This window comes from Escherichia sp. MR (genome assembly GCF_005280595.1).
Taxonomy (GTDB): Bacteria; Pseudomonadota; Gammaproteobacteria; order Enterobacterales; family Enterobacteriaceae; genus Escherichia; species Escherichia ruysiae.
Genome location: NZ_SZVK01000023.1, coordinates 1 through 25,636, shown reverse-complemented (window position 1 = coordinate 25,636; position 25,636 = coordinate 1). Strand labels below are relative to the sequence as shown.

Genomic DNA, 25,636 nt, shown 5'->3' with positions numbered 1-25,636 from the left:
AAGTATAGCGAAAATATTCAAGCTGGAGAGAAAAATGAATTGATACTAAAAAGCCGGAGCAGTCTCCCGCTCCGGCTTAACACGACAATCGCCTTTCAGCGAAAAACAATTACTCTTTATCGCCCAGCAGAACGGATTCCAGTGCGATTTTGATCATGTCGTTAAAGGTGGTCTGACGCTCTTCAGCAGTGGTCTGCTCGTGAGTGCGGATGTGGTCAGACACGGTGCAAATAGCCAGGGCTTTCGCGCCAAATTCTGCTGCTACGCCGTAGATACCAGCCGCTTCCATTTCTACGCCAAGGATGCCGTATTTTTCCATCACGTCGAACATTTCGCCGTCCGGAGAGTAGAACAGGTCAGCGGAGAACAGGTTACCAACGCGCGCATCCACGCCCAGAGCTTTAGCCGCGTCTACCGCGTTACGCACCATGTCAAAGTCAGCGATAGCAGCAAAGTCATGGTCTTTAAAACGGATGCGGTTAACTTTGGAATCGGTGCAGGCACCCATACCGATAACTACGTCACGCAGTTTTACGTGCGGCAGAACAGCGCCACAGGAACCCACGCGGATGATTTTTTTCACGCCGAAATCGGTGATCAGCTCTTTGGTGTAGATGGAGCAGGACGGGATCCCCATACCGTGACCCATTACGGAAATTTTGCGGCCTTTGTAAGTACCGGTGAAGCCCAGCATACCGCGAACGTTGTTCACTTCACGGGCATCTTCAAGGAAAGTTTCAGCAATATACTTCGCACGCAGCGGGTCGCCTGGCATCAAAACTACGTCAGCGAAATCGCCCATTTCTGCATTAATGTGTGGGGTAGCCATTGTTTTATCCTTATCAACATGTTTTCACCCTCTCCCTGTGGGAGAGGGCCGGGGTGAGGGCATCAAGCCGCACCCATTATCAGAACATGGCTTTGCCATATTCCATATCAGAAGTGCCAAAATATTTTGCCAGAGTCTGACCGATATCCGCGAAGGTTTCACGGTGACCCAGCGAACCCGGTTTTACTTTCGGGCCATACACCAGTACCGGAATGTGTTCACGGGTGTGGTCAGTACCAGTCCAGGTTGGGTCGCAACCGTGGTCAGCGGTGAGGATCAGGATATCGTCATCGCGCAGCAGTGACATCAGCTCCGGCAGACGGCGGTCGAACAGTTCCAGACCCGCAGCATAACCCGCGACGTCACGACGGTGACCCCAGGAAGAGTCGAAGTCAACAAAGTTAGTGAAGACGATAGTGTTATCACCTGCTTCCTTCATCTCTTTAATGGTGGCGTCAAACAGCGCGTCCAGACCGGTCGCTTTCACTTTTTTGGTGATACCGCAGTTAGCGTAGATGTCTGCAATTTTACCGACAGAAACCACCTGGCCGTGTTTTTCATCAACCAGTTTCTGCAACACAGTTGGTGCTGGCGGTTCAACAGCCAGATCGTGACGGTTGCCGGTACGCTGGAAGTTACCGGCTTTGTCGCCGATAAACGGACGGGCGATAACGCGACCGATGTTGTAGCCGCCGTTGGTCAGCTCTTCACGGGCGATTTCGCACAGTTCGTAGAGTTTATCCAGGCCAAAGGTTTCTTCATGGCAGGCAATCTGGAACACGGAGTCAGCGGAGGTATAGAAAATCGGCTTGCCGGTTTTCATGTGCTCTTCGCCCAGTTGATCCAGGATGACCGTACCGGAAGAGTGGCAGTTACCCAGGTAACCCGGCAGATTAGCGCGTTCGACCAGTTTATCCAGCAGTTCTTGCGGGAAGCTGTTTTCATGATCGGAGAAGTATCCCCACTCAAACAGAACCGGTACACCGGCGATTTCCCAGTGACCAGACGGGGTATCTTTACCGGATGACATTTCGTGCGCCCATGCGTACGCGCCGATAACTTCAGCGTTGCCGTCCATTCCTGCCGGAATGAAACCGGTAGAACCTTCGTGTGCTTTCGCCAGCCCCAGACGGGTCAGATTTGGCAGATTCAGTGGCCCTTTACGACCATTATCAGCTTCGCCTTTAGCACAAGCTTCTGCGATATGACCCAGGGTGTCAGCCCCGACGTCACCAAAGCGTTCTGCATCTTCTGTAGCGCCGATGCCGAATGAGTCCAGCACCATAATAAATGCACGTTTCATATGTTCTCCGTACTCAGTGCTTCAAATTTAAATGATCAGATCAGTATACAATTATTCACTGATACGACGATAGACGGTTGGTGTGCTTTCTGGTGCTTTATCGGCAAGTTTAATTGCCGCTTTCACCGCTTTCGCCGCTTCCTGCCAGCTGTTTTCGTCTTTCGCGTGGACAACTGCCAGCGGACGCTGACCGTCTACCTGGTCGCCCAGACGCGCCATATCAGTAAAGCCGACGCTGTAATCGATGGTGTCAGATGCCTGACGGCGACCGCCGCCCATTGCAACCACTGCCATCCCCAGCGCGCGGGTATCCATTTCACTGACAAAACCTTCGGTATCAGCATAGACTGCTTTCGTCAGCATCGCTGTCGGCAGATACTTCGCGTAGTTCTCAACGAAGTCGGTTGGGCCTTTTTGTGCCGCCACCATACGACCAAAGACTTCTGCCGCTTTACCGTTGTCCAGCACCGCCTGCAATTTCGCGCACGCTTCAGCGTCATCTTTCGCCAGTTTGCCGGAGATAAGCATCTCCACGCACAGTGCCATTGTGACATCAAACAGACGCGGGTTACGGTATTCACCAGTCAGGAACTGCACCGCTTCACGCACTTCAACCGCGTTACCGGCACTGGAGGCCAACACCTGATTCATGTCGGTGAGCAGCGCAGTGGTGCGCACGCCAGCGCCATTTGCCACGCCAACAATCGCTTCGGCAAGGGCTTCAGAGAGTTCGTAGGTCGGCATAAACGCGCCGCTACCGACTTTCACGTCCATCACCAACGCATCCAGCCCTTCCGCCAGTTTCTTAGCCAGAATAGAGGCAGTGATCAGCGGGATGGAGTCCACGGTTGCGGTGATATCACGGGTTGCGTAGAAACGTTTATCCGCCGGAGCCAGTGAGCTGGTCTGACCGATAATCGCCACGCCGACGTCTTTAATTATTTCGCGGAAACGATTGTCATCCGGGAAAATGTCGAAGCCAGGGATGGATTCCAGTTTGTCGAGCGTACCGCCAGTATGACCGAGGCCGCGACCGGAGATCATTGGAATGTAACCACCGCAGGCAGCGACCATTGGCCCTAACATCAGCGAAGTCACATCGCCGACGCCGCCGGTGGAGTGTTTATCAACAATCGGGCCATTCAGATGCAGGCTTTTCCAGTCGAGAACGGTTCCTGAATTTCGCATCGCCATCGTCAGCGAGACACGCTCCGGCATTGTCATATCGTGGAAGAAAATGGTCATCGCGAGGGCGGCAATTTGCCCTTCGGAGATAGTATTGTCGCGAATGCCATTGATAAAGAAACGAATTTCTTCATCGCTCAGCGCATGACCATCACGTTTTTTACGAATAATTTCTTGTGCGAGAAACAAGGTAACCTCCCGTGGAATAAGTTTGAAGGCGTTGTTGCCAGATGGCGGATGTTGTTATTGCCTGATGCTGACCGCTTCTTATCATGCCTACACGGCACTCGCCCCGTAGGCCGGATAAGGCGTTCGCGCCGCATCCGGCATCACTGCTGACAGCCTGATGCAACGCTGACGCGTCTTATCAGGCCTACAGGGGTACCCGACCCGTAGCATCCGGCATCCACCCTCTGGCAAAAGGCAGCTTAGTAGCTGCTGGCGCTCTTACCGTCGCCGTGGCCCAGAGCTTTCAGCAGGCTTGCCAGCAGGCTGGAAGCGCCAAAGCGATAGTGACGTGCATCTGCCCAGTCAGCACCGAACAGTTCATCTGCAATCGCGAGATATTTCTGTGCATCTTCCGCAGTACGCACGCCACCCGCCGGTTTGAAACCAACGGTTTTTTCTACGCCCATGTCGCGGATGACTTCCATCATGATGCGCGCGCTTTCAGGCGTCGCATTCACCGCGACTTTACCGGTAGAGGTTTTGATAAAGTCAGCGCCCGCTTTGATGGAGATTTCAGATGCTTTGCGGATCAGGGCTTCGTCTTTCAGTTCACCGGTTTCGATGATCACTTTCAGCAGCACATTCGCCGCTGCACAAGCCTCTTTACAGGCTTTCACCAGGTCAAAACCAACCTGCTCGTTACCCGCCATCAGCGCACGGTACGGGAACACCACGTCAACTTCATCGGCACCGTAGGCGATTGCCGCACGGGTTTCTGCCAGTGCGATGTCAATGTCGTCGTTACCGTGTGGGAAGTTAGTTACCGTAGCAATACGGATTTCCGGGGTGCCCTGCTCTTTCAGAGTCTTGCGAGCAATCGGGATAAAGCGAGGATAGATGCAGATAGCGGCGGTATTGCCGACCGGAGTTTTAGCCTGATGACACAGGGCGATCACTTTCTCGTCAGTGTCGTCGTCATTCAGAGTGGTCAGGTCCATCAATTTCAGTGCACGCAGGCTGCTTGCTTTCAGATCAGTCATTTCATTCTCCTGGCTTGTCGCCAATAAAATTCACCTTGCGAGTTTGTTAGTATTCTAACATCGACTCCGCAACACACTTCGATATACATCACAATTAAGAAAATCTACTTACAAATTTGCATTATGGTAATGCGATCTGGATCAAATAATTCACTTTCAAATGAATGCGCCAGTGGTGGCAAACGCATCAGGATCAAAGTGAACATCACGAAACCTCTTACAATGGCGCATCACCTTCGGCATAAAAGGAAAAGAAGATGCCCACTTCTCATGAAATGGCACTGCAACAACGTTGCCAGCAAATTGTCACCAGTCCGGCACTTAGCCCGGAGCAGAAGCGCCATTTTCTGGCGCTGGAAGCAGAAAACAATCTGCCTTATCCACAGCTTCCTGCCGAAGCCCGCCGCGCGCTGGATGAAGGCGTAATCTGCGATATGTTTGAAGGTCATGCGCCGTACAAACCGCGCTATGTCTTACCCGATTACGCCCGTTTTCTGGCGAACGGTTCTGAATGGCTGGAGCTGGAAGGCGCGAAAGATCTTGATGATGCGCTCTCCCTGCTGACCATTCTTTATCACCATGTCCCGTCAGTCACATCAATGCCGGTCTACCTGGGGCAACTGGATGCGTTGTTGCAACCGTATGTTAAAATTCTAACACAAGACGAAATCGATATTCGAATAAAACGTTTCTGGCGTTATCTCGACAGAACCCTGCCAGACGCTTTTATGCATGCCAATATCGGCCCGTCCGATTCCCCCATCACCCGTGCAATTTTACGCGCAGATGCTGAGATGAAGCAGGTTTCTCCAAATCTGACCTTTATCTACGATCCTGAAATCACCCCTGATGATCTGCTGCTGGAAGTGGCAAAAAACATTTGTGAATGTAGCAAACCGCACATCGCCAACGGTCCGGTGCATGATAAAATTTTCACAAAAGGGGGCTACGGGATCGTGAGCTGTTACAACTCACTGCCGCTGGCTGGCGGTGGCAGCACGCTAGTACGCCTTAACCTGAAAGCCATTGCAGAGCGCAGTGAATCGCTGGATGACTTCTTTACGCGCACTCTACCGCACTACTGCCAGCAGCAGATCGCCATCATCGATGCGCGATGTGAATTTCTCTATCAACAATCACACTTCTTTGAGAATAGCTTCCTGGTAAAAGAAGGGTTGATTGATCCTGAACGTTTTGTGCCGATGTTTGGCATGTACGGGCTGGCGGAAGCGGTTAACTTGCTGTGCGAGAAAGAAGGGATTGCCGCGCGCTACGGTAAAGAAGCCGCCGCAAATGAAGTCGGTTATCGCATCAGCGCGCAACTGGCGGAGTTTGTCGCCAATACTCCCGTGAAATATGGCTGGCAAAAACGCGCCATGTTACACGCACAGTCGGGGATCAGTTCCGATATCGGCACCACGCCGGGGGCGCGATTGCCGTATGGCGATGAGCCAGATCCAATCACCCATCTGCAAACCGTCGCCCCGCATCATGCATATTATTACTCTGGGATCAGCGACATTCTGACGCTCGACGAAACCATCAAGCGTAATCCACAGGCGCTGGTACAGCTTTGCCTCGGTGCCTTTAAAGCCGGAATGCGTGAATTTACCGCCAATGTCAGCGGTAACGATCTGGTTCGCGTTACCGGTTATATGGTGCGTTTGTCGGATTTAGAAAAATATCGTGCCGAAGGTTCACGTACCAACACAACATGGCTGGGCGAAGAAGCTGCACGTAACACTCGTATTCTGGAACGCCAGCCGCGCGTGATAAGCCATGAACAGCAGATGCGCTTTAGTCAGTAAGATTATCCCCTTCTCCTGCGTTGACGGGCCAGGCAGTCGTCTGGCTCTGTTTTTACAAGGGTGCAATCTGCGCTGCAAAAACTGTCACAATCCGTGGACGATGGGGCGCTGTAATAATTGCGCGGAATGCGTGCCACAGTGTCCGCATCAGGCGTTGCAGATTGTTGACAGCAAAGTGGTGTGGAACGTTGCAGTCTGCGAGCAGTGCGATACCTGCCTGAAGATGTGCCCGCAGAATGCCACGCCGATGGCGCAAACCATGAGCGTGGACGAGGTGCTTAGTCATATCCGCAAAGCGGTGTTGTTTATTGAAGGGATAACGGTGAGCGGTGGCGAAGCCACGACCCAACTGCCGTTTGTGGTGGCGCTGTTTACTGCTATCAAAAATGATCCACAATTGCGCCATCTCACCTGTCTGGTGGACAGCAACGGCATGTTGAGCGAAACCGGCTGGGAAAAATTGCTTCCGGTGTGCGACGGCGCAATGCTCGATCTCAAAGCGTGGGGGAGCGAATGTCATCAACAGTTAACCGGACGCGATAATCAACAGATTAAGCGCAGCATCAGTTTGCTTGCAGAGCGCGGCAAGCTGGCAGAACTGCGTTTACTGGTAATCCCCAATCTGGTGGATTATTTGCAACACATTGAAGAACTGGCGGCGTTTATCAAGGGACTTGGCGATGTTCCGGTACGCTTGAACGCGTTTCATGCCCACGGCGTATATGGCGAAGCGCAAAGCTGGGCGAGCGCCACACCGGAAGACGTTGAGCAGTTGGCTGGCGCGTTACGGGAGCGCGGGGTAAGTCGATTGATATTTCCGGCGCTGTATTTGTGACATGCCAGAGATGTCGCAAAACTCAACATCAAGCACAATCAGTCCCCTCGCCCCTCTGGGGAGAGGGTTAGGGTGAGGGGAACAAGCAGCACCATTGTTCACTTACGGACGGCCTTACCAGCCATCGGGCACGTTAAACAACGCATACGTGTTATTAAGCAACACGTCGGCAATCTCATCTGCGGGTTCCGGGCGTAACTCGCACAGTACGGCAAATACCCGGGCAGCCTGCTCCGGGCGGTTGGGCTGCCCCTGAAAACCATTTAGCGGCATATCCGGCGCGTCGGTTTCCAGCAACAACGACGCCAGCGGTAATTTTGCGATGACATCGCGGGTTTTACTGGCGCGCGGATAGGTGATAGTTCCACCAACGCCAATTTTGTAGCCCAGTTGCACAAACCGCTCGGCCTGTTGCTGGCTGCCAGAAAAACCATGAACCACGCCAGCACGCGGCAAATTGTGGCGTTTAAGATGCATCGCCAGTTTGTCATGCGTGCGCCGTGAATGAAGGATCACCGGCAGATCGTAGCGTTTCGCCAGCTTAAGTTGTTCGTCGAGTAACCACTGCTGGCGATCAAATTGTGGATCGTCGCCAAAGAGATCCAGGCCTACCTCCCCTACCGCCACCACCTTCGGCGAGCGCCTTTCCAGTGCCTGCTGTAACTGCTCCAGCGACGCATCGCAATGTTTTTCCAACATCCCCGGATGCAACCCTAAGGCGGCATACAGCGGTTGATAATTTTCCGCTAACGCCTGCACGCGGGCAAAATTTGCCGCCTCAGTTGCCGGTACAATGATCTTGCCTACGCCCGCTTGTGCCGCGCGTTGCAGGCTGGCCTCTTCATCACCGCTAAACGGCGGAAAATCAAAATGGCAGTGGGTGTCGATAAAACGGCAAATCAAGCCAGATCCTCGTTGTTGAATGTCGGGTCATTCGCCTGCGGGGCGTCTATCACCTCGGTAACCAGCGTATCGTTGGCGACTGGCGCAGGCGGAATGACGATTGGTTCCGGCGTCGCCACAGGCACCAGATGGCGAGTGAACGGTGCTTTTTCGGTTAGCATTTTACCGACCGTGGCCAGGAAATAGCGACCGCATAAACGCCCAAGTTTATAGTCATCGCGTAGCGCCGGAAGCCGACTGCCAAGCGCGATGCTATGCAGCGGCTTCGGCGGATAAATTTCGAAAATGCGTAGCTTGCCTGGCGGTTTCTCAATAAATTGCTGGATGGCGCGATAGCTGGTTTCATGATGCTGCACCAGATTGACCAGCGGTTGTAGGCTACTGTCTCCCAGCCAGCGTTCCATGCGTTTGAACCACTGCGGCGTGTAGTACATTTGCGACGGCACGGTGCGGATTACCACCAGTGTTTTCGCCCCCTGTCTTGCCGCTTCTTTAACCGGAATCGCATCGCTGACGCCACCATCAAAATAGTTAATCCCATCAAGTGAAACCCCGGTGCGATAAAAACCTGGAATAGCACTGGAGGCGCGAATCAAATCCAGCCAGTTTTGTTTGGTTGGTAAAAAGTAATTTGGTGTGTAGTCATCCTGACGACAGGCACACATATAAAACGATTTGCCGCTATCGAACAACCGCGCGGCGGTATCCATCTGCAACGGCATCTGGCGTGCAGTCGCTTCCACCAGCCAGTCGAGATCGATAAGATTTCCTCCACGGACAAAGCGCACTGGATCGAAAAATTCGCGCTTTGTGGTATAGCGCATGATAACTTTACGCGCGTAACCGGGCTGATTACAAATATACGCCGAAAGGTTCTGCGCCCCGGCGGACGTGCCAAAATAGAGATCGAAAGGATTAAACTGCGCGCGCATAAACTCATCCAGCACGCCAGCCGTAAAGATTCCACGCTGCCCGCCGCCTTCGCACACCAACGCAATTCGTCCAGGCTGGAACGGCCTTAGCGACAACGGCGCAATATTACCAAGCGTTACAGGTATTCGCTGCCCCACCTCTGCCTTCCTGTTTTTGTTGTGAAAGAATGACAAAGTAACGCAATTTATTATTCGCTAAAACCGCAAAAGCCAGTCCGCTGGACTGGCTTTGTATAAAATTTTCTTAATCGTCTGAAATCTAGGGTCGTTTTCGGCCCATGAACAAACTCACCAGGAACAGAATAATCCCGACGACAAAGACAATTTTTGCAGCACCCGCTGCAGTACCGGCCAGACCACCAAACCCAAGAGCGGCGGCGATTAACGCGATAACCAGAAATATGATGCCCCAACGAAACATAAGCCTCTCCTTTACCATAGTTAATGTCACCGCTTGATATTCACTCAATGCGATATTTTTAGTGTGGTGCACATCGCGCCTCCCGACAAAGTTCGGGAGGACGAATTACGACGAATTACTTAGTTTTCAGATCATTTTTAACGCTTTTCACACCATCTACCGCTTTGGCGATACTTTCAGCACGGTCGCTTTGTGCCTGAGAATCTACGGTTCCGGAGAGCTGAACCACGCCATCGGTGGTTTCAACTTTCACTTTACGTGAAGGAACAATGTCGTCCGCCAGCAGTTTGGCTTTGATTTCACTGGTGGTGGCGGTGTCACCGGCGTAACCCTTCACGGAGCTTTCTTTAGCGTCGCGAACGTGCAGTTTGTCGCTGACGGAGGTCACGCCTTCAACGCCTTTCGCCACTTTCACTGCCTCTTCGGCCTGTGTCTGGCTTTCAACAAATCCGCTTAAAGTCACGACTTTTTGATCGGTTTTGACAGAGATATCAGTGCTCTTGATATTTTCATGATCCACCAGAGCCGCCTTCACTTTCGCTGTGATGGCGCTGTCATCCATGAAATTACCGACTTTATTCATAGAGCTATCGACTTTTTGCCCTGCGCTTTCATTGGTGGTCTGCGCGTTGTTTTCCGCGTAGGCAGAACCGGTCGCGACGGCAGAGGTCAGCATTACAGCCAGCAGAGTTTTCGAAATCTTCAGTCTTGTCATAGTCATCGATTTATTCCTGTATATTTGCTCGTAATTTGAGCCAGGCAACACGAGGTTGCATTGCTGAATAGGGAGAGACTTCACCCTCGACAGAAGTCAATGGTCGCCATCACAAAAGCGATAGGTGATGAATAACGACCGTTACAACTTCTTAATCAGTTATTAATATCAATCGAATGACAGTTAACGGTTTTAAATACTGTTACCTACTCACATAACGGTATTTAAAGCCGACACAAATGTCATTGCTTTGTTAAATATAGATCACAATTTTGAAACCGCCCGCCATATCGGCTAAAAAGCGAGCAAACATAAGCGAAAGCGAATGTTTTAAGAACATTCCGCAAGCGGCTAATAAGGAAGGGAAATTGACAGGGCGCAGCGGCTGCCGCGCCCTGGAGGCAAGAATTAATGCTCGCGGGTCTGGTGGAATTGAACGTCCGGATAACGCTCTTGCGCTAAGCGTAGGTTAACCATGCTGGTGGCGATGTAAGCGAGGTTATCGCCGCCATCGAGCGCCAGTTGACCTTCGTTCTTACGCTTGAACTCTTCGAATTTCTTTGCGTCCGCGCATTCTACCCAGCGGGCGGTGGCAACGTTGACTGACTCATACACTGCTTCAACGTTGTATTCGCTCTTCAGGCGCGATACCACCACATCAAACTGCAGCACACCAACCGCACCGACGATCAGGTCGTTATTGGAGATCGGACGGAACACTTGCACTGCGCCCTCTTCAGAAAGCTGTACCAGCCCTTTGAGCAGCTGTTTTTGCTTCAGCGGATCTTTCAGGCGGATACGACGGAACAGTTCCGGTGCGAAGTTCGGAATACCGGTGAACTTCATCATCTCACCCTGGGTAAAGGTGTCGCCGATCTGAATGGTGCCGTGGTTGTGCAGACCGAGGATATCGCCAGGATACGCTTCTTCAACGTGCGAACGGTCACCCGCCATAAAGGTCAGCGCGTCAGAGATCACCACGTCTTTCGCGGTGCGCACCTGGCGCAGCTTCATGCCTTTTTCATATTTACCGGATACCACGCGCATAAACGCCACGCGGTCGCGGTGTTTCGGGTCCATGTTGGCCTGAATTTTAAATACGAAGCCGGTAAATTTATCTTCGCTCGCTTCTACGGTACGGGTGTCAGTCTGACGCGGCATCGGCGCAGGCGCCCACTCCACCAGACCATCCAGCATATGATCGACGCCGAAGTTACCCAGCGCAGTACCGAAGAATACCGGAGTAATTTCGCCCGCAAGGAACAATTCTTTGTCGAACTCGTTAGAGGCGCCTTTCACCAGTTCCAGTTCGTCACGCAGTTGCTGTGCCAGATCTTCTCCAACCGCAGCGTCGAGATCCGGGTTGTTCAGCCCTTTAACAATGCGTACTTCCTGAATGGTGTGACCTTTACCGCTCTGGTAGAGATAGGTTTCATCTTTATACAGGTGATAAACGCCTTTAAACAGCTTGCCGCAGCCAATCGGCCAGGTGATCGGCGCACAACCGATTTTCAGCTCGTTCTCAACTTCATCGAGCAATTCCATCGGGTCGCGGATATCACGGTCAAGTTTGTTCATAAAGGTGAGGATCGGCGTATCGCGCAGACGGGTAACTTCCATCAGCTTGCGGGTACGATCTTCAACACCTTTTGCAGCGTCGATAACCATCAGGCAGCAGTCCACCGCCGTCAGGGTACGATAGGTATCTTCCGAGAAGTCTTCGTGCCCCGGGGTGTCAAGCAGGTTAACCAGGCAGTCGTGATACGGAAACTGCATCACAGAGGTGGTAATGGAGATCCCACGCTGCTTTTCCATCTCCATCCAGTCCGACTTGGCGTGCTGATTAGAGCCACGGCCTTTTACTGTACCGGCGGTCTGAATGGCCTGTCCGAACAGCAGCACCTTCTCGGTGATGGTGGTTTTACCGGCGTCCGGGTGAGAAATTATAGCAAAGGTGCGGCGCTTCGCCACCTCTTGCAAATAAGGAGACAACGTCATAATTCTTTCTTCTTGAGTAAGCGGCATCGCGCCGCGCTTGTTGAAAACGAAAAATTGCGGCTATTTTACCCATCAACGGGGGGGAGGCAATCAGTGTTTACACAGGAGTTGCTCCAGTTCGTGCAACGAAGAAACTGTCCAGGTGGGCGCAATGCCTTCTGGTTGCTCGCGATTGTGCGCATTCAGCCAGCAGGTAGCAAGCCCGGCGTTGATGCCACCGAGAATATCGGACTCAGCAGTGTCACCAACCATTAGCACGCGTGAACGGTCAGGATTGCCCGCCTGTTCCAGCGCATAATCGAAAATTTTCTTATTCGGTTTGGCAACGCCAACTTCTTCGGAAATCACCAGCAAATCGAAATAATCACGCAAACCCGTTCGTTCCAGACGCACTTGCTGCAAGGCACTAAAACCGTTGGTGATGATGCCGATTTTGGCATTGCCGCGAATGGCGTTAAGCAGGGAAACCGCGCCAGGCAGCGGTGTGCAGATTTCCGCCATCGCATTAATAAAGGCAGCGTTGAGTTTACCCGGCTCGACGTTCAGCCGTTCGGCCCAGCTTTCAAAACGCCCGTGCTGGAGCTGTAATGAAGTGATCGCGCCGTTTTGATAATCCACCCACAGTGGTTTGTTAACGGCCTGATAGTCCTGAAAATCTTCAGCGGTAAAGGTGACGCTGTAGTCAAGGAACATCCGCTGCAGGCCGGTGAACGAGTCAAAAGTAAACAGCGTTTCATCGGCATCAAAGAAAATCCAGTCCCACTTCATTATTCCACCTTGTCTTACATACTGATTGGCAACGCCATGATGATGGCGTCTTCGCGACCGTCCGTGGTGGGGTAGTAATTGCGGCGAATTGTCGCCTCGTTAAAGCCTAAACTTTCGTACAGAGCAATGGCGGCGGCGTTAGAGGCGCGGACTTCCAGCCATAGCGTCGCCACGCCGCGTTTTTCCAGTTCGTCGATCAGATGTTCCAGCAACGCCCTTCCCAGTCCCTGACGCTGATAGTCGGGATCGACCGCAATATTGAACAATGTAGCTTCATCCAGCACCACTTGCGTAATCGCAAACGCAGCCATTTTGCCGTCTTGTGTCAACTGAAAGTTGAGATAGCGTTCGCCCTGGTTGCTGGCAAAGGTTTTTTCACTCCACGGAAAGGCGTGGGCGCGTTGTTCAATGTGGAAAGCCGCAGGTAAATCAGTCGTTTCGAGGGAAGAAATCGTGTTCATATGTGCAAATTTGTTGCCATAACGCGGCGCGTGCCGTTGGGTTTGCCCGTAATTCGGTGAGCGCCGGTGATGTCACCTGAGCGCCCTCCAGTGACAGCGGTTCGTCAGTACCCAACCGCCAACTGTTGCATCGACTGCCTTGTGGCAGCATCGCGATCCTATCTGGTGTCAGTTGCAGCACCTGATCGGGGCTGACGGTTAATGCGCGCAGAACATCGCTCACCAGAGGATCGGTCAGGGCGGGAAGATCGTTTGCCACCATCACCAGACGGACGTGTGCCGGGATCGCAATGGCAATCTCCCCCTGCAACGCGCCAGGGCGACGCAGCGACCACTGGGTAATGCCCAGCTGCTGTAACTGCCAGTCTCGTCGGGATGTCATAGCGAATCGCTCCTGTTGTCAGGGGCGCAAATATAGCAAATTCGTCGATACCGCGCCAACATATGGCTATAATCGCCGCCAGTATCAATTGAGGAGCATTCCATGTCTGCATTTACCCCGGCAAGTGAAGTCTTGCTGCGCCACAGTGATGATTTCGAACAAAGCCGTATTCTGTTTGCCGGTGACTTACAGGATGACCTGCCCGCGCGTTTAGATACCGCGACCAGTCGTGCTCATACCCAGCAATTCCACCACTGGCAGGTGTTAAGCCGCCAGATGGGTGATAACGCCCGTTTTAGTCTGGTCGCCACGGCGGATGACATCGCAGATTGCGATACGCTGATTTACTACTGGCCGAAGAACAAACCGGAAGCTCAGTTCCAGTTGATGAATTTACTTTCTCTGCTGCCAGTGGGCACTGACATTTTCGTCGTTGGCGAAAACCGTAGCGGCGTGCGCAGCGCCGAGCAGATGCTGGCAGATTATGCGCCATTGAATAAGGTAGACAGCGCCCGTCGCTGCGGCCTCTATTTTGGTCGTCTGGAAAAGCAGCCAGTGTTCGATGCGGATAAATTCTGGGGCGAATATAACGTAGATGGACTGACGGTCAAAACGCTGCCTGGCGTGTTTAGCCGCGACGGTCTGGATGTCGGCAGCCAGTTGCTGCTCTCGACGTTAACCCCGCACACAAAAGGCAAAGTGCTGGATGTCGGCTGCGGTGCAGGTGTGCTTTCAGTTGCCTTTGCGCGCCATTCACCGAAGATTCGTCTCACTCTGTGCGATGTCTCTGCCCCGGCGGTAGAAGCCAGCCGTGCGACGCTTGCGGCCAACGGTGTTGAAGGTGAAGTCTTTGCCAGCAACGTCTTTTCCGAAGTGAAAGGTCGTTTTGATATGATCATCTCCAACCCGCCGTTCCATGATGGGGTGCAAACCAGCCTGGATGCAGCACAAACGCTGATTCGCGGCGCGGTGCGTCATCTTAACAGCGGCGGCGAGTTACGAATTGTGGCGAACGCCTTCCTGCCTTACCCGGACGTGCTGGATGAGACATTTGGCTTCCACGAAGTCATTGCGCAAACCGGGCGTTTCAAGGTGTATCGCGCCATTATGACCCGCCAGGCGAAGAAAGGTTAAGTCTCTCGCCGCAAGCCTTGTTGGATGCGGCGTGAACGCCTTATCCAACCTACAAAACCTGCACATTAGCCCTTCGTAGGCCAGATAAGACGCGCCAGCGTCGCATCTGGCATCTGCACCCACATACCATGTCGGATGCGGCGTGAACGCCTTATCCGACATACAAAACCTGCACGTTAGCCTCCTGATGACCATTTTTCCAGCAATTACACATCAGTCGATAATTAACTATTGACGAAAAGCTGAAAACCACTAGAATGCGCCTCCGTGGTAGCAATTCTTTTTAAGAATTGATGGTATGCGAAGGTGGCGGAATTGGTAGACGCGCTAGCTTCAGGTGTTAGTGTCCTTACGGACGTGGGGGTTCAAGTCCCCCCCCTCGCACCAATTATCTTTACTTCCTCTCTTGTTTCTTCCCTGCTTTTTCATCCCTGATTCCACTTTATTATCATTAACATGACGCCAGAAATAAGCGCCAGGCACGATGGTAGTAAAACGTAATGCCGTAACTGTTTGTGATATAGCATCAGCGGCGTCAACACTAATCCCATCAGAATGACAATCCGCCACTGATCCGGCGATAAATCCGCATACGTCATCCCTGCAATCAGCAATCCCGGCAGCAACACTCCCCAGCCACTGCCCAGCATACGTTGCAACATGGTTTAATCTCTCAAAGCGATAATGATAACCAATATCATATGATAATTTTTATCATTTGCAAGCCAGAGAAATCCCTTGCTATCGGGCAAACCTATCGCTAGGATTAGCAATCATTATCATTTAGATTACTATCACGATTATGGCCTATCGTTCTGCACCGCTCTATGAAGATGTTATCTGGCGAACGCATCTCCAGCCGCAGGATGCTGGGCTTGCGGAATCAGTACGGGCGACGATCGCAGAACATCGTGGACATTTGCTGGAGTTTATCCGTCTGGATGAACCCGCCCCGCTTAACGCCATGACACTGGCGCAATGGTCATCACCGAATGCGCTACGTTCTCTACTGGCGGTCTATTCCGATCATATCTACCGTAATCAACCGATGATGATCCGTGAGAACAAACCGCTGATCTCACTCTGGGCGCAATGGTATATCGGCCTGATGGTGCCACCCTTAATGCTGGCGCTGCTGACGCAGGAAAAAGCGTTAGACCTTTCTCCAGAACATTTCCACGTTGAGTTTCACGAAACCGGGCGCGCAGCCTGTTTCTGGGTCGATGTATGTGAAGATAAAAACGCAACAACGCATTCTCCACAACAACGAATGGAAACGTTAATCAGCCAGGCGCTTGTCCCGGTAGTGCAGACATTAGAAGCAACTGGAGAGATCAACGGCAAACTCATCTGGAGTAATACCGGTTATTTGATCAACTGGTATCTGACAGAGATGAAGCAGTTGCTCGGCGAGGCAGCGGTTGAATCGCTGCGTCATGCCCTGTTTTTTGAGAAAACGCTCACTACAGGTGAAGATAATCCACTCTGGCGTACAGTAGTGCTACGCGATGGTCTGCTGGTACGCCGTACCTGCTGCCAGCGTTATCGCCTACCGGATGTGCAGCAATGTGGTGACTGTACGCTGAAATAAAAACTTTGCCGGGACGATAACCCGGCATTAAGCATATTAAAAGGGATGCAACACGTTACTTGTTTCGCAATGCCGCATACATAACAGAATATCTGCGGCCTCCAACAACCCCGCATCAGAACTGACGCCCAGTTTCGACATCACATTAAATTTATGCGCCCGGATCGTTTTAATATTGCGTTTAAGCTGCTCGGCAATTTGTGTCATTGAGTAGCCACGCGACATAAAACGCAATATTTCTCTCTCCGTTGGGCTTAACGTCCGGCTTTGGTTAATGTACCACTGATTATTCAGCCGATCTGTCGCCTGACGCACACCATTTAATGACAGAAACAACTCCTGATGAAAAACTTCCAGCGTCGATGCTTTACTTAATACTCCGTCCAGCGGAGATGGAGATAATGAACCGATCAACCGTGCTTCAATATCATCATCTGCAATAACCAAACGTCGGGTACGCGGAAATTTAATCGCCAGCTCAGTCAGGCAAGATAATCCTTCTCTGCGCTCACTTCTCATGGCAGAAAAAGAAAAAATGACCGCCGCGAACGAGATCCGCGACATTGCATTCTGAAACGACTCCTGACTGGTATAGGTGTGGAGCTTATAAGGGTTACCCGCAAACTTTCTGAATAAACTCTCAATACCGATACTGCTCATGACGCATTTTTCTACGAGTGCGACATTTCTCTTCTTAATTCGGCTGTGTTCCATTCTGCGGCATCTCCATAAACAGAAGGCAAGTTAAGTTCTCTTGCACCCTGTGCGCTATTTATCCATGCATACATCTCAGCATTGCTGTGAATTGCCAGCCGACGCATCGCACTGTTTTTTTGTGCGCTGATAGTTTTATTACTTTTCTTGAGCAATGAAGCTATCTGGTTGATGCCCCATCCTTTGCCTAACAGCCGCAGTACCTTACGCTCTGAAAGCGTCAGAACGACGGTGCGATAGCTAAAATCCTGAGTTTCAGCCATTGTCGGAGAGGTCAGCATCGCGCTGATACGATCCGCATACGCATTACCGGAACGAACTGTTTTAACCAGATTCTCAATGGGTTCAATATCCGACAGTAACGTCGCTGTTGGACACATTAGCAGTTCTACTGCCGGGGAGTACCAGGCACGCGAAACCATGAAAACCCAATGTATTTCCCGGTATTGTGAGATCAATGAATAGTAATGTTCACAAACGGAACGCGGGTCTTCCGTTTCGCCGGATAAATCGGCAACCACTAACCCAGCACGACGTAATTGTAATAAGGTTAACTCCTCCGCAGAGGCGCTACTCGTTATTTCATATTCAGGTAGATGGGTCCTCATGACCTCTTTTAATCCTGCCTGCATAACGGGTATTTTACTGATAACAATTCCATTTTTGCAGCATCCTGGCAACATATATCCTCCATATCCACTCTCTATAAATCATGATGGTTAATTCAGGATATTCACCCCCTAAATTAATCCAACAAATTAATAGTTCTAGCGAATAAATTATCCTTAGCATTCACTTCCATATCAGTTTACCCCTGACACACCAAAAATCCTTTGTATGTTTCAGGAGGCTAGCATCAAATAATAACCTGGTAAAATACCTCTGACACATTTAAAATATCTAAATTATGTTGTTAGAAATACTTAATCAAAAACCACAAATCCAATCAGTTTACGATATCATTCAAAATAATGGTCAAAGGCGAAACTCAAGACCTTTAGACCGAAAGAGCAACAAAAAAATCAATAAAAACTGAAAGATATTTCTTATCCAGATTCGAAAAATTGATTTTCCCTGCTATTAGCCAAACGAGTAAAAACAAAACTATAAATTCATTTCAGTGATAATATTCATGAGGATATTTATTTGACCTCTGACGCAGATCGCTTCCTGTCGCCATAACCAGAATTAATCAGCGCAATTTTGATCTTAACCAACCCCAAAACAACCGCGCTTCATGATACAAATGGGGTCTCATTATTTGAACAATACGCAGCACGTCTATGACAAAGGGCGAGTTATGCAAACTGAGCAACAGCGAGCCGTAACACGGTTATGTATCCAGTGCGGATTATTTCTTTTGCAGCACGGGGCGGAAAGTGCGCTGGTGGATGAGCTTTCTTCACGACTTGGGCGCGCGCTGGGGATGGACTGCGTTGAAAGCTCCATCTCTTCCAACGCAATTGTGCTAACCACCATTAAAGATGGTCAATGTTTAACCTCGACACGTAAAAATCAGGATCGCGGCATTAATATGCATGTGGTTACTGAAGTACAACACATTGTGATTCTGGCGGAACATAAATTGCTGGATTACAAAGGTGTGGAGAAGCGTTTTAGCCAAATACATCCTCTGCGCTATCCGCGTTGGCTGGTAGCCTTGATGGTAGGACTTTCTTGCGCCTGTTTCTGCAAACTGAATAACGGTGGCTGGGACGGCGCGCTAATTACGTTCTTCGCCAGCATGATCGCCATGTATATCCGCCAGCTGCTGGCACAACGCCATCTTCACCCACAGATAAACTTTTGCCTCACTGCATTTGCCGCCACCACGATTTCCGGCCTCCTTTTACAACTTCCGACATTCAGTCATACGCCTACCATCGCGATGGCGGCCAGCGTTCTATTGCTGGTGCCGGGCTTTCCGTTGATTAATGCCGTCGCCGATATGTTTAAAGGCCATATCAATACCGGGCTGGCACGCTGGGCAATTGCCAGCCTGTTGACGTTGGCTACCTGCGTTGGCGTGGTGATGGCACTCACGATTTGGGGGCTACGTGGATGGGTATAATCGAATTTCTCATAGCGTTGGTGCAGGATATGCTCCTCGCGGCAATTCCTGCCGTCGGATTTGCGATGGTATTCAACGTTCCGGTTCGGGCATTACGCTGGTGTGCGCTGCTTGGCGCGATTGGTCATGGTTCACGAATGATCTTAATGACTACCGGGCTGAATATTGAGTGGTCAACCTTTATGGCCTCTATGCTGGTCGGCACCATTGGAATTCAATGGTCGCGCTGGTATCTGGCGCATCCAAAAGTCTTTACCGTGGCGGCCGTTATCCCTATGTTCCCTGGCATCTCTGCTTATACAGCAATGATTTCAGCTGTAAAAATCAGTCAGTTAGGTTACAGCGAGCCGTTGATGATTACCCTGTTAACCAACTTTCTTACGGCGTCATCAATTGTTGGAGCATTATCCATCGGCCTTTCCATTCCTGGATTATGGTTGTACCGCAAGCGCCCTCGCGTATAAAATTGCCTCGCTTAAAGCACACGGATGAGAGACAGCCTCCTTTCATCCGTGTGTTACTATAAAAGTAATCTCCCTTCTCGTTCATCGTTCCATATTGAGAAACAGTATGTCTTCCAGAGTTTTGACCCCGGACGTCGTTGGTATTGACGCCCTGGTACACGATCACCAGACCGTTCTGGCAAAAGCTGAAGGCGGAATGGTTGCCGTATTTGCTAACAACGCTCCGGCGTTTTATGCCGTCACGCCCGCGCGTCTTGCTGAACTGCTGGCGCTGGAAGAAAAGCTGGCGCGTCCGGGAAGCGATATCGCTCTGGACGATCAACTCTATCAGGAACCGCAAACTGCCCCCGTTGCCGTACCGATGGGGAAATTTGCCATGTACCCAGACTGGCGACCCGATGCCGACTTTACCCGCCAGGCCGCGTTATGGGGCATGGCACTAAGAGAACCCGCTACCGCCGAAGAACTGGCCTCATTCATTGCCTACTGGCAGGCGGAAGGTAAAGTTTTTCACCATGTGCAGTGGCAGCAAAAACTGGCGCGCAGTCTGCAAATTGGCCGCGCCAGCAACGGCGGACTAGCCAAACGAGATGTGAACACGGTCAGCGAACCTGACAGCCAAATTCCACCAGGATTCAGAGGGTAACGATGAAAAACGTTGGCGACCTGATGCAACGCCTGCAAAAAATGATGCCTGCCCATATCAAACCCGCCTTCAAAACGGGTGAAGAACTTCTGGCGTGGCAGAAAGAACAAGGGGCGCTCCGCTCCGCCGCTCTGGAGCGCGAGAATCGGGCCATGAAAATGCAGCGCACCTTTAACCGCTCCGGCATTCGTCCGCTGCATCAGAACTGTTCCTTTGAGAACTATCGTGTTGAATGCGAAGGGCAGATGAATGCGTTGAGCAAAGCGCGTCAATATGTCGAAGAGTTCGACGGCAACATCGCCAGCTTTATCTTTTCTGGCAAGCCGGGCACCGGTAAAAACCATCTGGCGGCGGCAATCTGCAACGAACTACTGCTGCGCGGCAAATCGGTATTGATTATTACTGTTGCCGATATTATGTCGGCGATGAAAGATACCTTCAGAAATAGCGGCGTCAGTGAAGAACAACTGCTCAACGATCTGAGCAACGTTGATCTACTGGTGATCGACGAGATCGGCGTGCAGACCGAATCTAAATACGAAAAAGTGATCATCAATCAGATCGTCGATCGTCGTTCTTCTTCCAAGCGCCCAACCGGAATGCTGACGAACAGCAATATGGAAGAAATGACGAAGTTGCTGGGCGAGCGTGTTATGGATCGTATGCGCCTGGGTAACAGTCTGTGGGTGATCTTCAACTGGGACAGTTATCGTAGTCGGGTAACGGGTAAAGAGTATTAATCCCCATTCCCGGCGTTATACTGCGACACAATTCCACCTTGAGTAATGATGATGAAAACTGTTAAACACCTTCTGTGCTGTGCAATTACCGCCAGCGCATTAATTTCCACCGGGGTAAATGCCGCTTCCTGGAAAGATGCGCTCTCCAGTGCCGCCAGCGAGTTAAGCAATCAAAACAGCACTACACAGGAAGGCGGCTGGTCGCTCGCTTCATTAACTAACCTGCTTAGTAGCGGCAACCAGGCATTAAGCGCAGATAACATGAACAATGCCGCAGGCATTCTGCAATACTGCGCGAGGCAAAAGCTGGCTTCGGTGACCGATGCGGAAAACATCAAAAACCAGGTGCTGGAAAAGTTAGGTCTGAACAGCGAAGAGCAGAAAGAAGACACCAACTATCTGGACGGTATTCAGGGTTTGCTGAAAACCAAAGATGGCCAGCAGCTTAATCTGGATAACATCGGTACGACTCCGCTGGCGGAGAAAGTGAAAACCAAAGCCTGCGATCTGGTATTAAAGCAAGGTCTGAACTTTATCTCTTGATCCGCATAACGCCGCGTTTTAGCTGTTAATCGGCTGGCGCGGCAATCCCCTTCTCTTTTTCCCGCTTCTGACGCTTTCATCCCCTGCTATGCGGGAAACAACCCCGATCAAAAAAGTCTGTTTATAAACTAATTCCTAACAACATCGCATTTTTTTGACACTAGAATTGCAGCAATATGGCAGCGCCATTACATTGTGTTTCTCAAAAAATCTTAAGCATCGGCTACACAGCCTGGTTTAGTGAGGATCGCCCGTTGTCAGAACTACTCTCATTTGCCTTGTTTCTCGCCTCTGTGCTGATCTACGCATGGAAAGCGGGACGTAACACCTGGTGGTTTGCCGCCACATTAACGGTGCTGGGGCTATTTGTCGTTTTAAATATCACCCTTTTTGCCAGTGACTACTTTACTGGCGATGGCATTAACGACGCGGTTCTCTATACCTTAACCAACAGCCTGACCGGTGCAGGCGTCAGCAAATATATCCTGCCAGGTATTGGCATTGTACTGGCACTGGCAGTCGTTTTCGGTGCACTGGGCTGGATCCTGCGCCGTCGCCGTCATCATCCGCACCATTTTGGTTACAGCCTTTTGGCGCTCTTGCTGGCACTGGGTTCTGTCGATGCCAGCCCGGCGTTTCGTCAGATAACGGAACTGGTGAAATCACAGTCACGCGATGGCGATCCGGACTTTGCGGCTTATTATAAAGAACCGTCGAAAACCATTCCTGACCCGAAACTCAACCTGGTTTATATCTACGGAGAAAGCCTCGAGCGCACCTATTTTGACAACGATGCTTTCCCGGATCTCACGCCTGAATTGGGCGCGCTGAAAAATGAAAGTCTGGATTTCAGCCACACGCAGCAGCTGCCGGGAACGGACTACACGATTGCGGGCATGGTGGCTTCCCAGTGTGGCATTCCGCTTTTTGCTCCATTTGAAGGCAACGCTTCTGCATCCGTTTCCAGCTTCTTCCCGCAGAACATCTGTCTGGGCGATATTCTGAAAAACTCGGGTTATCAGAACTATTTCGTACAGGGAGCCAATCTGCGTTTTGCTGGTAAAGATGTGTTCCTGAAATCACACGGTTTCGACCATTTGTACGGCTCGGAAGAGCTGAAAAGCGTGGTCGCAGACCCACATTATCGCAACGACTGGGGATTCTACGACGATACCGTGCTGGATGAAGCATGGAAAAAATTTGAGGAGCTGTCTCGCTCCGGTCAACGGTTCTCACTGTTTACCCTGACGGTCGATACCCATCACCCGGATGGTTTTATCTCTCGTACCTGTAATCGCAAAAAATATGATTTCGACGGTAAACCGAACCAGTCATTCAGCGCGGTAAGTTGCAGCCAGGAGAACATTGCGGCGTTTATCAATAAAATCAAAGCCTCTCCGTGGTTTAAAGATACCGTCATTGTCGTCTCTTCCGACCATCTGGCGATGAACAACACGGCATGGAAATACCTCAATAAGCAGGATCGCAATAACCTGTTTTTTGTCATCCGTGGCGACAAACCGCAGCAAGAGACGCTGGCGGTGAAGCGCAACACGATGGATAACGGCGCTACGGTACTGGATATCCTTGGTGGTGATAATTTTATCGGCCTCGGACGCAGTAGCCTTTCTGGTCAGTCAATGTCAGAAGTGTTCCTCAACATGAAAGAGAAAGTACTGGCGTGGAAACCGGATATCATTCGTCTGTGGAAATTCCCCACCGAGATAAAAGAATTTACCATTAATCAGAATAAAAATATGATCGCCTTCTCAGGTAGTCATTTCCGTTTGCCGCTGCTGTTGCGGGTTTCAGACAAACGAGTGGAACCACTGCCAGAAAGTGAATACTCCGCACCACTGCGTTTCCAACTGGCCGATTTCGCCCCACGTGATAATTTCATCTGGGTTGACCGCTGTTACAAAATGGGGCAGTTGTGGGCGCCGGAACTGGCGCTTTCTACCGACTGGTGTGTTTCACAGGGGCAACTTGGCGGGCAACAAACTGTGCAGCATGTCGATAAGCCAGAATGGAAAGGTAAAACGGCATTTAAGGACACGGTCATCGACATGGAACGCTACAAAGGCAATGTCGATACACTGAAGATTGTCGATAACGATATTCGCTACAAAGCAGACAGTTTCATCTTTAACGTCGCGGGTGCGCCGGAAGAGGTAAAACAGTTTAGCGGGATTTCCCGTCCGGAGTCGTGGGGACGCTGGTCCAACGCACAGCTTGGCGATGAAGTGAAAATCGAGTACAAGCATCCGCTGCCGAAGAAATTTGATCTGGTGATTACCGCCAAAGCCTACGGTAATAACGCCAGCCGCCCCATTCCGGTACGCGTTGGCAATGAAGAACAAACCATCGTGCTGGGCAACGAAGTAACCACCACTACGCTGTATTTCGATAACCCAACCGATGCCGACACACTGGTGATTGTGCCGCCGGAACCTGTCGCAACCAACGAGGGGAATATTCTCGGTCACTCGCCGCGTAAACTCGGTATCGGGATGGTGAAAATTAAAGTGGTGGCGCGTGAAGGGTAAACACTGACGGATTTACAGGTCGGATAAGACGCGTAAACGTCTTATCCGACCAACAAAACATTATTGATAAATAAAAATAGTGTCCAACACTGCATAGCCACTTTACCAGTCACTCATTCTCAGAAAGTAACCACGCCCTTAATCAACTCACGATTGTTAATCACATCGCGCTCATAGGTTTCTGCCAGCGTGGCGAACGGATAGCGATGGGTTAACATCATGTTAGCAGTGATTTTCCCTTCCGCCATCAGCCGCCAGACTTTCGCAAAATCTTCCGGCGTAGCGTTACGGCTACCCATTATTGTGGTCTCTTTTTTGTGGAATTCTGGATCAGAGATTTGCAAATCGCCTTTAAACAGGCCGACAAAGACTACCGTGCCACCGTGGCGAATCAGATTAACAGTGTTATTCATCGCATGTTGATTACCTGTCGCGTCGATCACTTTCTGCGCCAGAGAGCCGCCAAATTGCGCACGTAGTTGGTCATCAAAATCTTCTGCGAACGGATCAAGCACGGGCAGCTCCAGACGCCTTATCACATGCTCACGCCGCGCCGGACTGGTATCCACCACCACCACATGTGCGCCATCAACTTTAGCGATTGCCGCAGCTCCCAAACCGATTGGCCCCGCCCCGACCACCAGCACTTGCTCACCAGGCGCAACTGCCGCGCGACGTACCGCATGAGCACTAATGGCGAAGGGTTCAATCAACGCTGCCGCCTGCGGGTCAATGCCATCTGCGGGCAAAATGTTCGCCTCTGGCACGCTTAAATACTCACTAAAACCGCCATCCTGATGCACGCCAATGACCGAAATGCTTTCACAGCAGTTGGTGCGACCACTTTTACACGCCGGGCATTTCTGGCAGGCAATATAAGGGATCACGGCAACTTGCTGACCATTTTTGAGATCAGCAATATCTTTACCTAATTCAACAATCTCGCCACATATTTCATGGCCTAACACACGTGGATAACTAAAAAATGGTTGATTCCCACCCCAGGCATGAATATCAGTACCACAAATTCCGACAGACTTAATCTTTATTAATACTTCATCGCCACCGGGAATAGGCATTTCATATTGTTTCCAGACTAATTCTTTCGGTTTCTGGCAAATTAATGTATTTATCTTAGGCATAATTCTGCTCTCCATTTTTTGTTATCTTAGATATCAATGGAAATGAAAAATGCCAGTGAAATAGAAAATCTATTTTGTGAAAATACACGCATAAAAATGTTTTAAATCGGGTTTTAATAGCGCGACAAGGAGAAAAATATGAGTCGCTCACAAAATTTACGCCATAATGTAGTTAACCAGTTTATTGATGAGATGGTATGTGGTCATATCCCTTCCCCACTCCGGTAATGACTCTAACTTATTGATAGTGTTTTATGTTCAGATAATGCCCGATGACTTTGTCATGCAGCTCCACCG

Annotated in this window: 27 protein-coding genes, 1 tRNA gene and 1 pseudogene; 12 read left to right on the top strand and 17 right to left on the bottom strand. The window is 50.8% G+C overall.

The features are described from left to right. Nucleotides 1-109: 109 nt before the first annotated feature. The 4 genes from deoD to deoC form a co-directional block, all read right to left on the bottom strand. Nucleotides 110-829, bottom strand: coding sequence for a purine-nucleoside phosphorylase (gene deoD / locus FC814_RS11930; RefSeq protein ID WP_000224878.1), 720 nt, complete (start codon nucleotides 827-829; stop codon nucleotides 110-112). A 79-nt stretch (nucleotides 830-908) separates the two neighbouring features. Further along, entirely contained in the window at nucleotides 909-2,132 is a 1,224-nt protein-coding gene (gene deoB, locus FC814_RS11925) for a phosphopentomutase (protein WP_000816471.1), read from the bottom strand. 51 nt (nucleotides 2,133-2,183) lie between these two features. After that, entirely contained in the window at nucleotides 2,184-3,506 is a 1,323-nt protein-coding gene (deoA, locus tag FC814_RS11920; RefSeq protein WP_137325982.1) for a thymidine phosphorylase, read from the bottom strand. Nucleotides 3,507-3,745: 239 nt separating this feature from the next. Continuing rightward, nucleotides 3,746-4,525, bottom strand: coding sequence for a deoxyribose-phosphate aldolase (gene deoC, locus FC814_RS11915; protein ID WP_001298497.1), 780 nt, complete (start codon nucleotides 4,523-4,525; stop codon nucleotides 3,746-3,748). 257 nt (nucleotides 4,526-4,782) lie between these two features. Here deoC and FC814_RS11910 point away from each other — a divergent pair, with 257 nt between their 5' ends. Both FC814_RS11910 and FC814_RS11905 read left to right on the top strand, forming a co-directional pair. Then, nucleotides 4,783-6,333, top strand: a complete 1,551-nt coding sequence (locus FC814_RS11910; protein WP_137325981.1) for a YjjI family glycine radical enzyme — start codon at nucleotides 4,783-4,785, stop codon at nucleotides 6,331-6,333. Further along, entirely contained in the window at nucleotides 6,305-7,168 is an 864-nt protein-coding gene (locus tag FC814_RS11905; RefSeq protein WP_105290158.1) for a YjjW family glycine radical enzyme activase, read from the top strand. The genes FC814_RS11910 and FC814_RS11905 overlap by 29 nt, the downstream gene beginning before the upstream one ends. A 114-nt stretch (nucleotides 7,169-7,282) precedes the next feature. On the opposite strand, the gene FC814_RS11900 is transcribed toward FC814_RS11905, so the two are convergent. The 8 genes from FC814_RS11900 to holD all read right to left on the bottom strand — a co-directional run bounded on the left by FC814_RS11900 (nucleotide 7,283) and on the right by holD (nucleotide 13,748). Beyond that, complete coding sequence (locus tag FC814_RS11900; RefSeq protein WP_085460292.1) at nucleotides 7,283-8,071, bottom strand: metal-dependent hydrolase; 789 nt, start codon at nucleotides 8,069-8,071, stop codon at nucleotides 7,283-7,285. Further along, complete coding sequence (locus FC814_RS11895) at nucleotides 8,068-9,141, bottom strand: patatin family protein (RefSeq protein WP_137325980.1); 1,074 nt, start codon at nucleotides 9,139-9,141, stop codon at nucleotides 8,068-8,070. Before FC814_RS11895 ends, FC814_RS11900 begins: the two co-directional genes overlap by 4 nt. Before the next feature lie 121 nt (nucleotides 9,142-9,262). Further along, nucleotides 9,263-9,424, bottom strand: a complete 162-nt coding sequence (locus tag FC814_RS11890) for a DUF1328 domain-containing protein (RefSeq protein WP_000490275.1) — start codon at nucleotides 9,422-9,424, stop codon at nucleotides 9,263-9,265. A 115-nt stretch (nucleotides 9,425-9,539) separates the two neighbouring features. Next, nucleotides 9,540-10,145, bottom strand: coding sequence for a molecular chaperone OsmY (gene osmY / locus FC814_RS11885; protein ID WP_137325979.1), 606 nt, complete (start codon nucleotides 10,143-10,145; stop codon nucleotides 9,540-9,542). A gap of 402 nt (nucleotides 10,146-10,547) precedes the next feature. Beyond that, nucleotides 10,548-12,137 (bottom strand): peptide chain release factor 3, encoded by a 1,590-nt coding sequence (gene prfC / locus FC814_RS11880; RefSeq protein ID WP_000175941.1) that lies wholly within the window; start codon nucleotides 12,135-12,137, stop codon nucleotides 10,548-10,550. 90 nt (nucleotides 12,138-12,227) lie between these two features. Then, on the bottom strand, nucleotides 12,228-12,905 hold the full coding sequence (yjjG, locus tag FC814_RS11875) for a pyrimidine 5'-nucleotidase (RefSeq protein WP_000870704.1): 678 nt from the start codon (nucleotides 12,903-12,905) through the stop codon (nucleotides 12,228-12,230). Nucleotides 12,906-12,919: 14 nt separating this feature from the next. Continuing rightward, nucleotides 12,920-13,366 carry a ribosomal protein S18-alanine N-acetyltransferase gene (gene rimI, locus FC814_RS11870; RefSeq protein ID WP_001092448.1) on the bottom strand — a complete coding sequence of 149 codons (447 nt, stop codon included), beginning with the start codon at nucleotides 13,364-13,366 and terminating at the stop codon, nucleotides 12,920-12,922. Continuing rightward, entirely contained in the window at nucleotides 13,335-13,748 is a 414-nt protein-coding gene (gene holD, locus FC814_RS11865) for a DNA polymerase III subunit psi (RefSeq protein WP_000204010.1), read from the bottom strand. The genes rimI and holD overlap by 32 nt, the downstream gene beginning before the upstream one ends. A gap of 102 nt (nucleotides 13,749-13,850) precedes the next feature. Here holD and rsmC point away from each other — a divergent pair, with 102 nt between their 5' ends. Continuing rightward, complete coding sequence (rsmC, locus tag FC814_RS11860; RefSeq protein ID WP_137325978.1) at nucleotides 13,851-14,882, top strand: 16S rRNA (guanine(1207)-N(2))-methyltransferase RsmC; 1,032 nt, start codon at nucleotides 13,851-13,853, stop codon at nucleotides 14,880-14,882. A 300-nt stretch (nucleotides 14,883-15,182) separates the two neighbouring features. Beyond that, nucleotides 15,183-15,269, top strand: a tRNA-Leu gene (locus tag FC814_RS11855). Nucleotides 15,270-15,307: 38 nt separating this feature from the next. On the opposite strand, the gene FC814_RS11850 is transcribed toward FC814_RS11855, so the two are convergent. Then, nucleotides 15,308-15,544: a DUF1435 domain-containing protein gene (locus FC814_RS11850; protein ID WP_000941740.1), complete on the bottom strand. Its 237-nt coding sequence runs from the start codon at nucleotides 15,542-15,544 to the stop codon at nucleotides 15,308-15,310. Nucleotides 15,545-15,684: 140 nt separating this feature from the next. Here FC814_RS11850 and fhuF point away from each other — a divergent pair, with 140 nt between their 5' ends. Next, nucleotides 15,685-16,473 (top strand): siderophore-iron reductase FhuF, encoded by a 789-nt coding sequence (fhuF, locus tag FC814_RS11845; protein ID WP_137325977.1) that lies wholly within the window; start codon nucleotides 15,685-15,687, stop codon nucleotides 16,471-16,473. Nucleotides 16,474-16,509: 36 nt separating this feature from the next. On the opposite strand, the gene bglJ is transcribed toward fhuF, so the two are convergent. Both bglJ and FC814_RS11835 read right to left on the bottom strand, forming a co-directional pair. Continuing rightward, on the bottom strand, nucleotides 16,510-17,187 hold the full coding sequence (gene bglJ, locus FC814_RS11840; protein ID WP_024165170.1) for a DNA-binding transcriptional activator BglJ: 678 nt from the start codon (nucleotides 17,185-17,187) through the stop codon (nucleotides 16,510-16,512). After that, the gene (locus tag FC814_RS11835) at nucleotides 17,145-17,870 is read right to left on the bottom strand and encodes a response regulator transcription factor (RefSeq protein ID WP_000936647.1); all 726 of its coding nucleotides are present in this window, start codon (nucleotides 17,868-17,870) and stop codon (nucleotides 17,145-17,147) included. Before FC814_RS11835 ends, bglJ begins: the two co-directional genes overlap by 43 nt. A 617-nt stretch (nucleotides 17,871-18,487) precedes the next feature. On the opposite strand from FC814_RS11835, the gene FC814_RS11830 reads away from it, so the two are divergent. The 6 genes from FC814_RS11830 to opgB all read left to right on the top strand — a co-directional run bounded on the left by FC814_RS11830 (nucleotide 18,488) and on the right by opgB (nucleotide 24,197). Then, on the top strand, nucleotides 18,488-19,258 hold the full coding sequence (locus FC814_RS11830) for a threonine/serine exporter ThrE family protein (RefSeq protein ID WP_024212502.1): 771 nt from the start codon (nucleotides 18,488-18,490) through the stop codon (nucleotides 19,256-19,258). Continuing rightward, nucleotides 19,249-19,722, top strand: a complete 474-nt coding sequence (locus tag FC814_RS11825) for a threonine/serine exporter (RefSeq protein ID WP_000511337.1) — start codon at nucleotides 19,249-19,251, stop codon at nucleotides 19,720-19,722. The genes FC814_RS11830 and FC814_RS11825 overlap by 10 nt, the downstream gene beginning before the upstream one ends. Before the next feature lie 106 nt (nucleotides 19,723-19,828). Then, on the top strand, nucleotides 19,829-20,368 hold the full coding sequence (gene dnaT / locus FC814_RS11820; RefSeq protein ID WP_137325976.1) for a primosomal protein DnaT: 540 nt from the start codon (nucleotides 19,829-19,831) through the stop codon (nucleotides 20,366-20,368). Between the two features lie 2 nt (nucleotides 20,369-20,370). Continuing rightward, the gene (dnaC, locus tag FC814_RS11815) at nucleotides 20,371-21,108 is read left to right on the top strand and encodes a DNA replication protein DnaC (RefSeq protein WP_000799918.1); all 738 of its coding nucleotides are present in this window, start codon (nucleotides 20,371-20,373) and stop codon (nucleotides 21,106-21,108) included. A 48-nt stretch (nucleotides 21,109-21,156) separates the two neighbouring features. Continuing rightward, a complete protein-coding gene (gene yjjA, locus FC814_RS11810) occupies nucleotides 21,157-21,651 on the top strand; it encodes a DUF2501 domain-containing protein YjjA (RefSeq protein WP_137325989.1) in 495 nt (164 codons plus the stop codon). 254 nt (nucleotides 21,652-21,905) lie between these two features. Continuing rightward, nucleotides 21,906-24,197: a phosphatidylglycerol--membrane-oligosaccharide glycerophosphotransferase gene (gene opgB, locus FC814_RS11805; protein WP_137325975.1), complete on the top strand. Its 2,292-nt coding sequence runs from the start codon at nucleotides 21,906-21,908 to the stop codon at nucleotides 24,195-24,197. A 119-nt stretch (nucleotides 24,198-24,316) separates the two neighbouring features. On the opposite strand, the gene FC814_RS11800 is transcribed toward opgB, so the two are convergent. Further along, nucleotides 24,317-25,339, bottom strand: a complete 1,023-nt coding sequence (locus tag FC814_RS11800) for a zinc-binding alcohol dehydrogenase family protein (protein ID WP_137325974.1) — start codon at nucleotides 25,337-25,339, stop codon at nucleotides 24,317-24,319. Nucleotides 25,340-25,477: 138 nt separating this feature from the next. Between FC814_RS11800 and FC814_RS23140 the strand changes: the two are divergent. Continuing rightward, nucleotides 25,478-25,561 (top strand): annotated as a pseudogene (locus FC814_RS23140) (hypothetical protein); the annotation flags it as partial. Nucleotides 25,562-25,577: 16 nt separating this feature from the next. On the opposite strand, the gene FC814_RS23500 reads toward FC814_RS23140, so the two are convergent. Continuing rightward, the gene (locus tag FC814_RS23500; protein WP_003032489.1) at nucleotides 25,578-25,634 is read right to left on the bottom strand and encodes an IS1 family transposase; all 57 of its coding nucleotides are present in this window, start codon (nucleotides 25,632-25,634) and stop codon (nucleotides 25,578-25,580) included. Nucleotides 25,635-25,636: the final 2 nt, after the last annotated feature.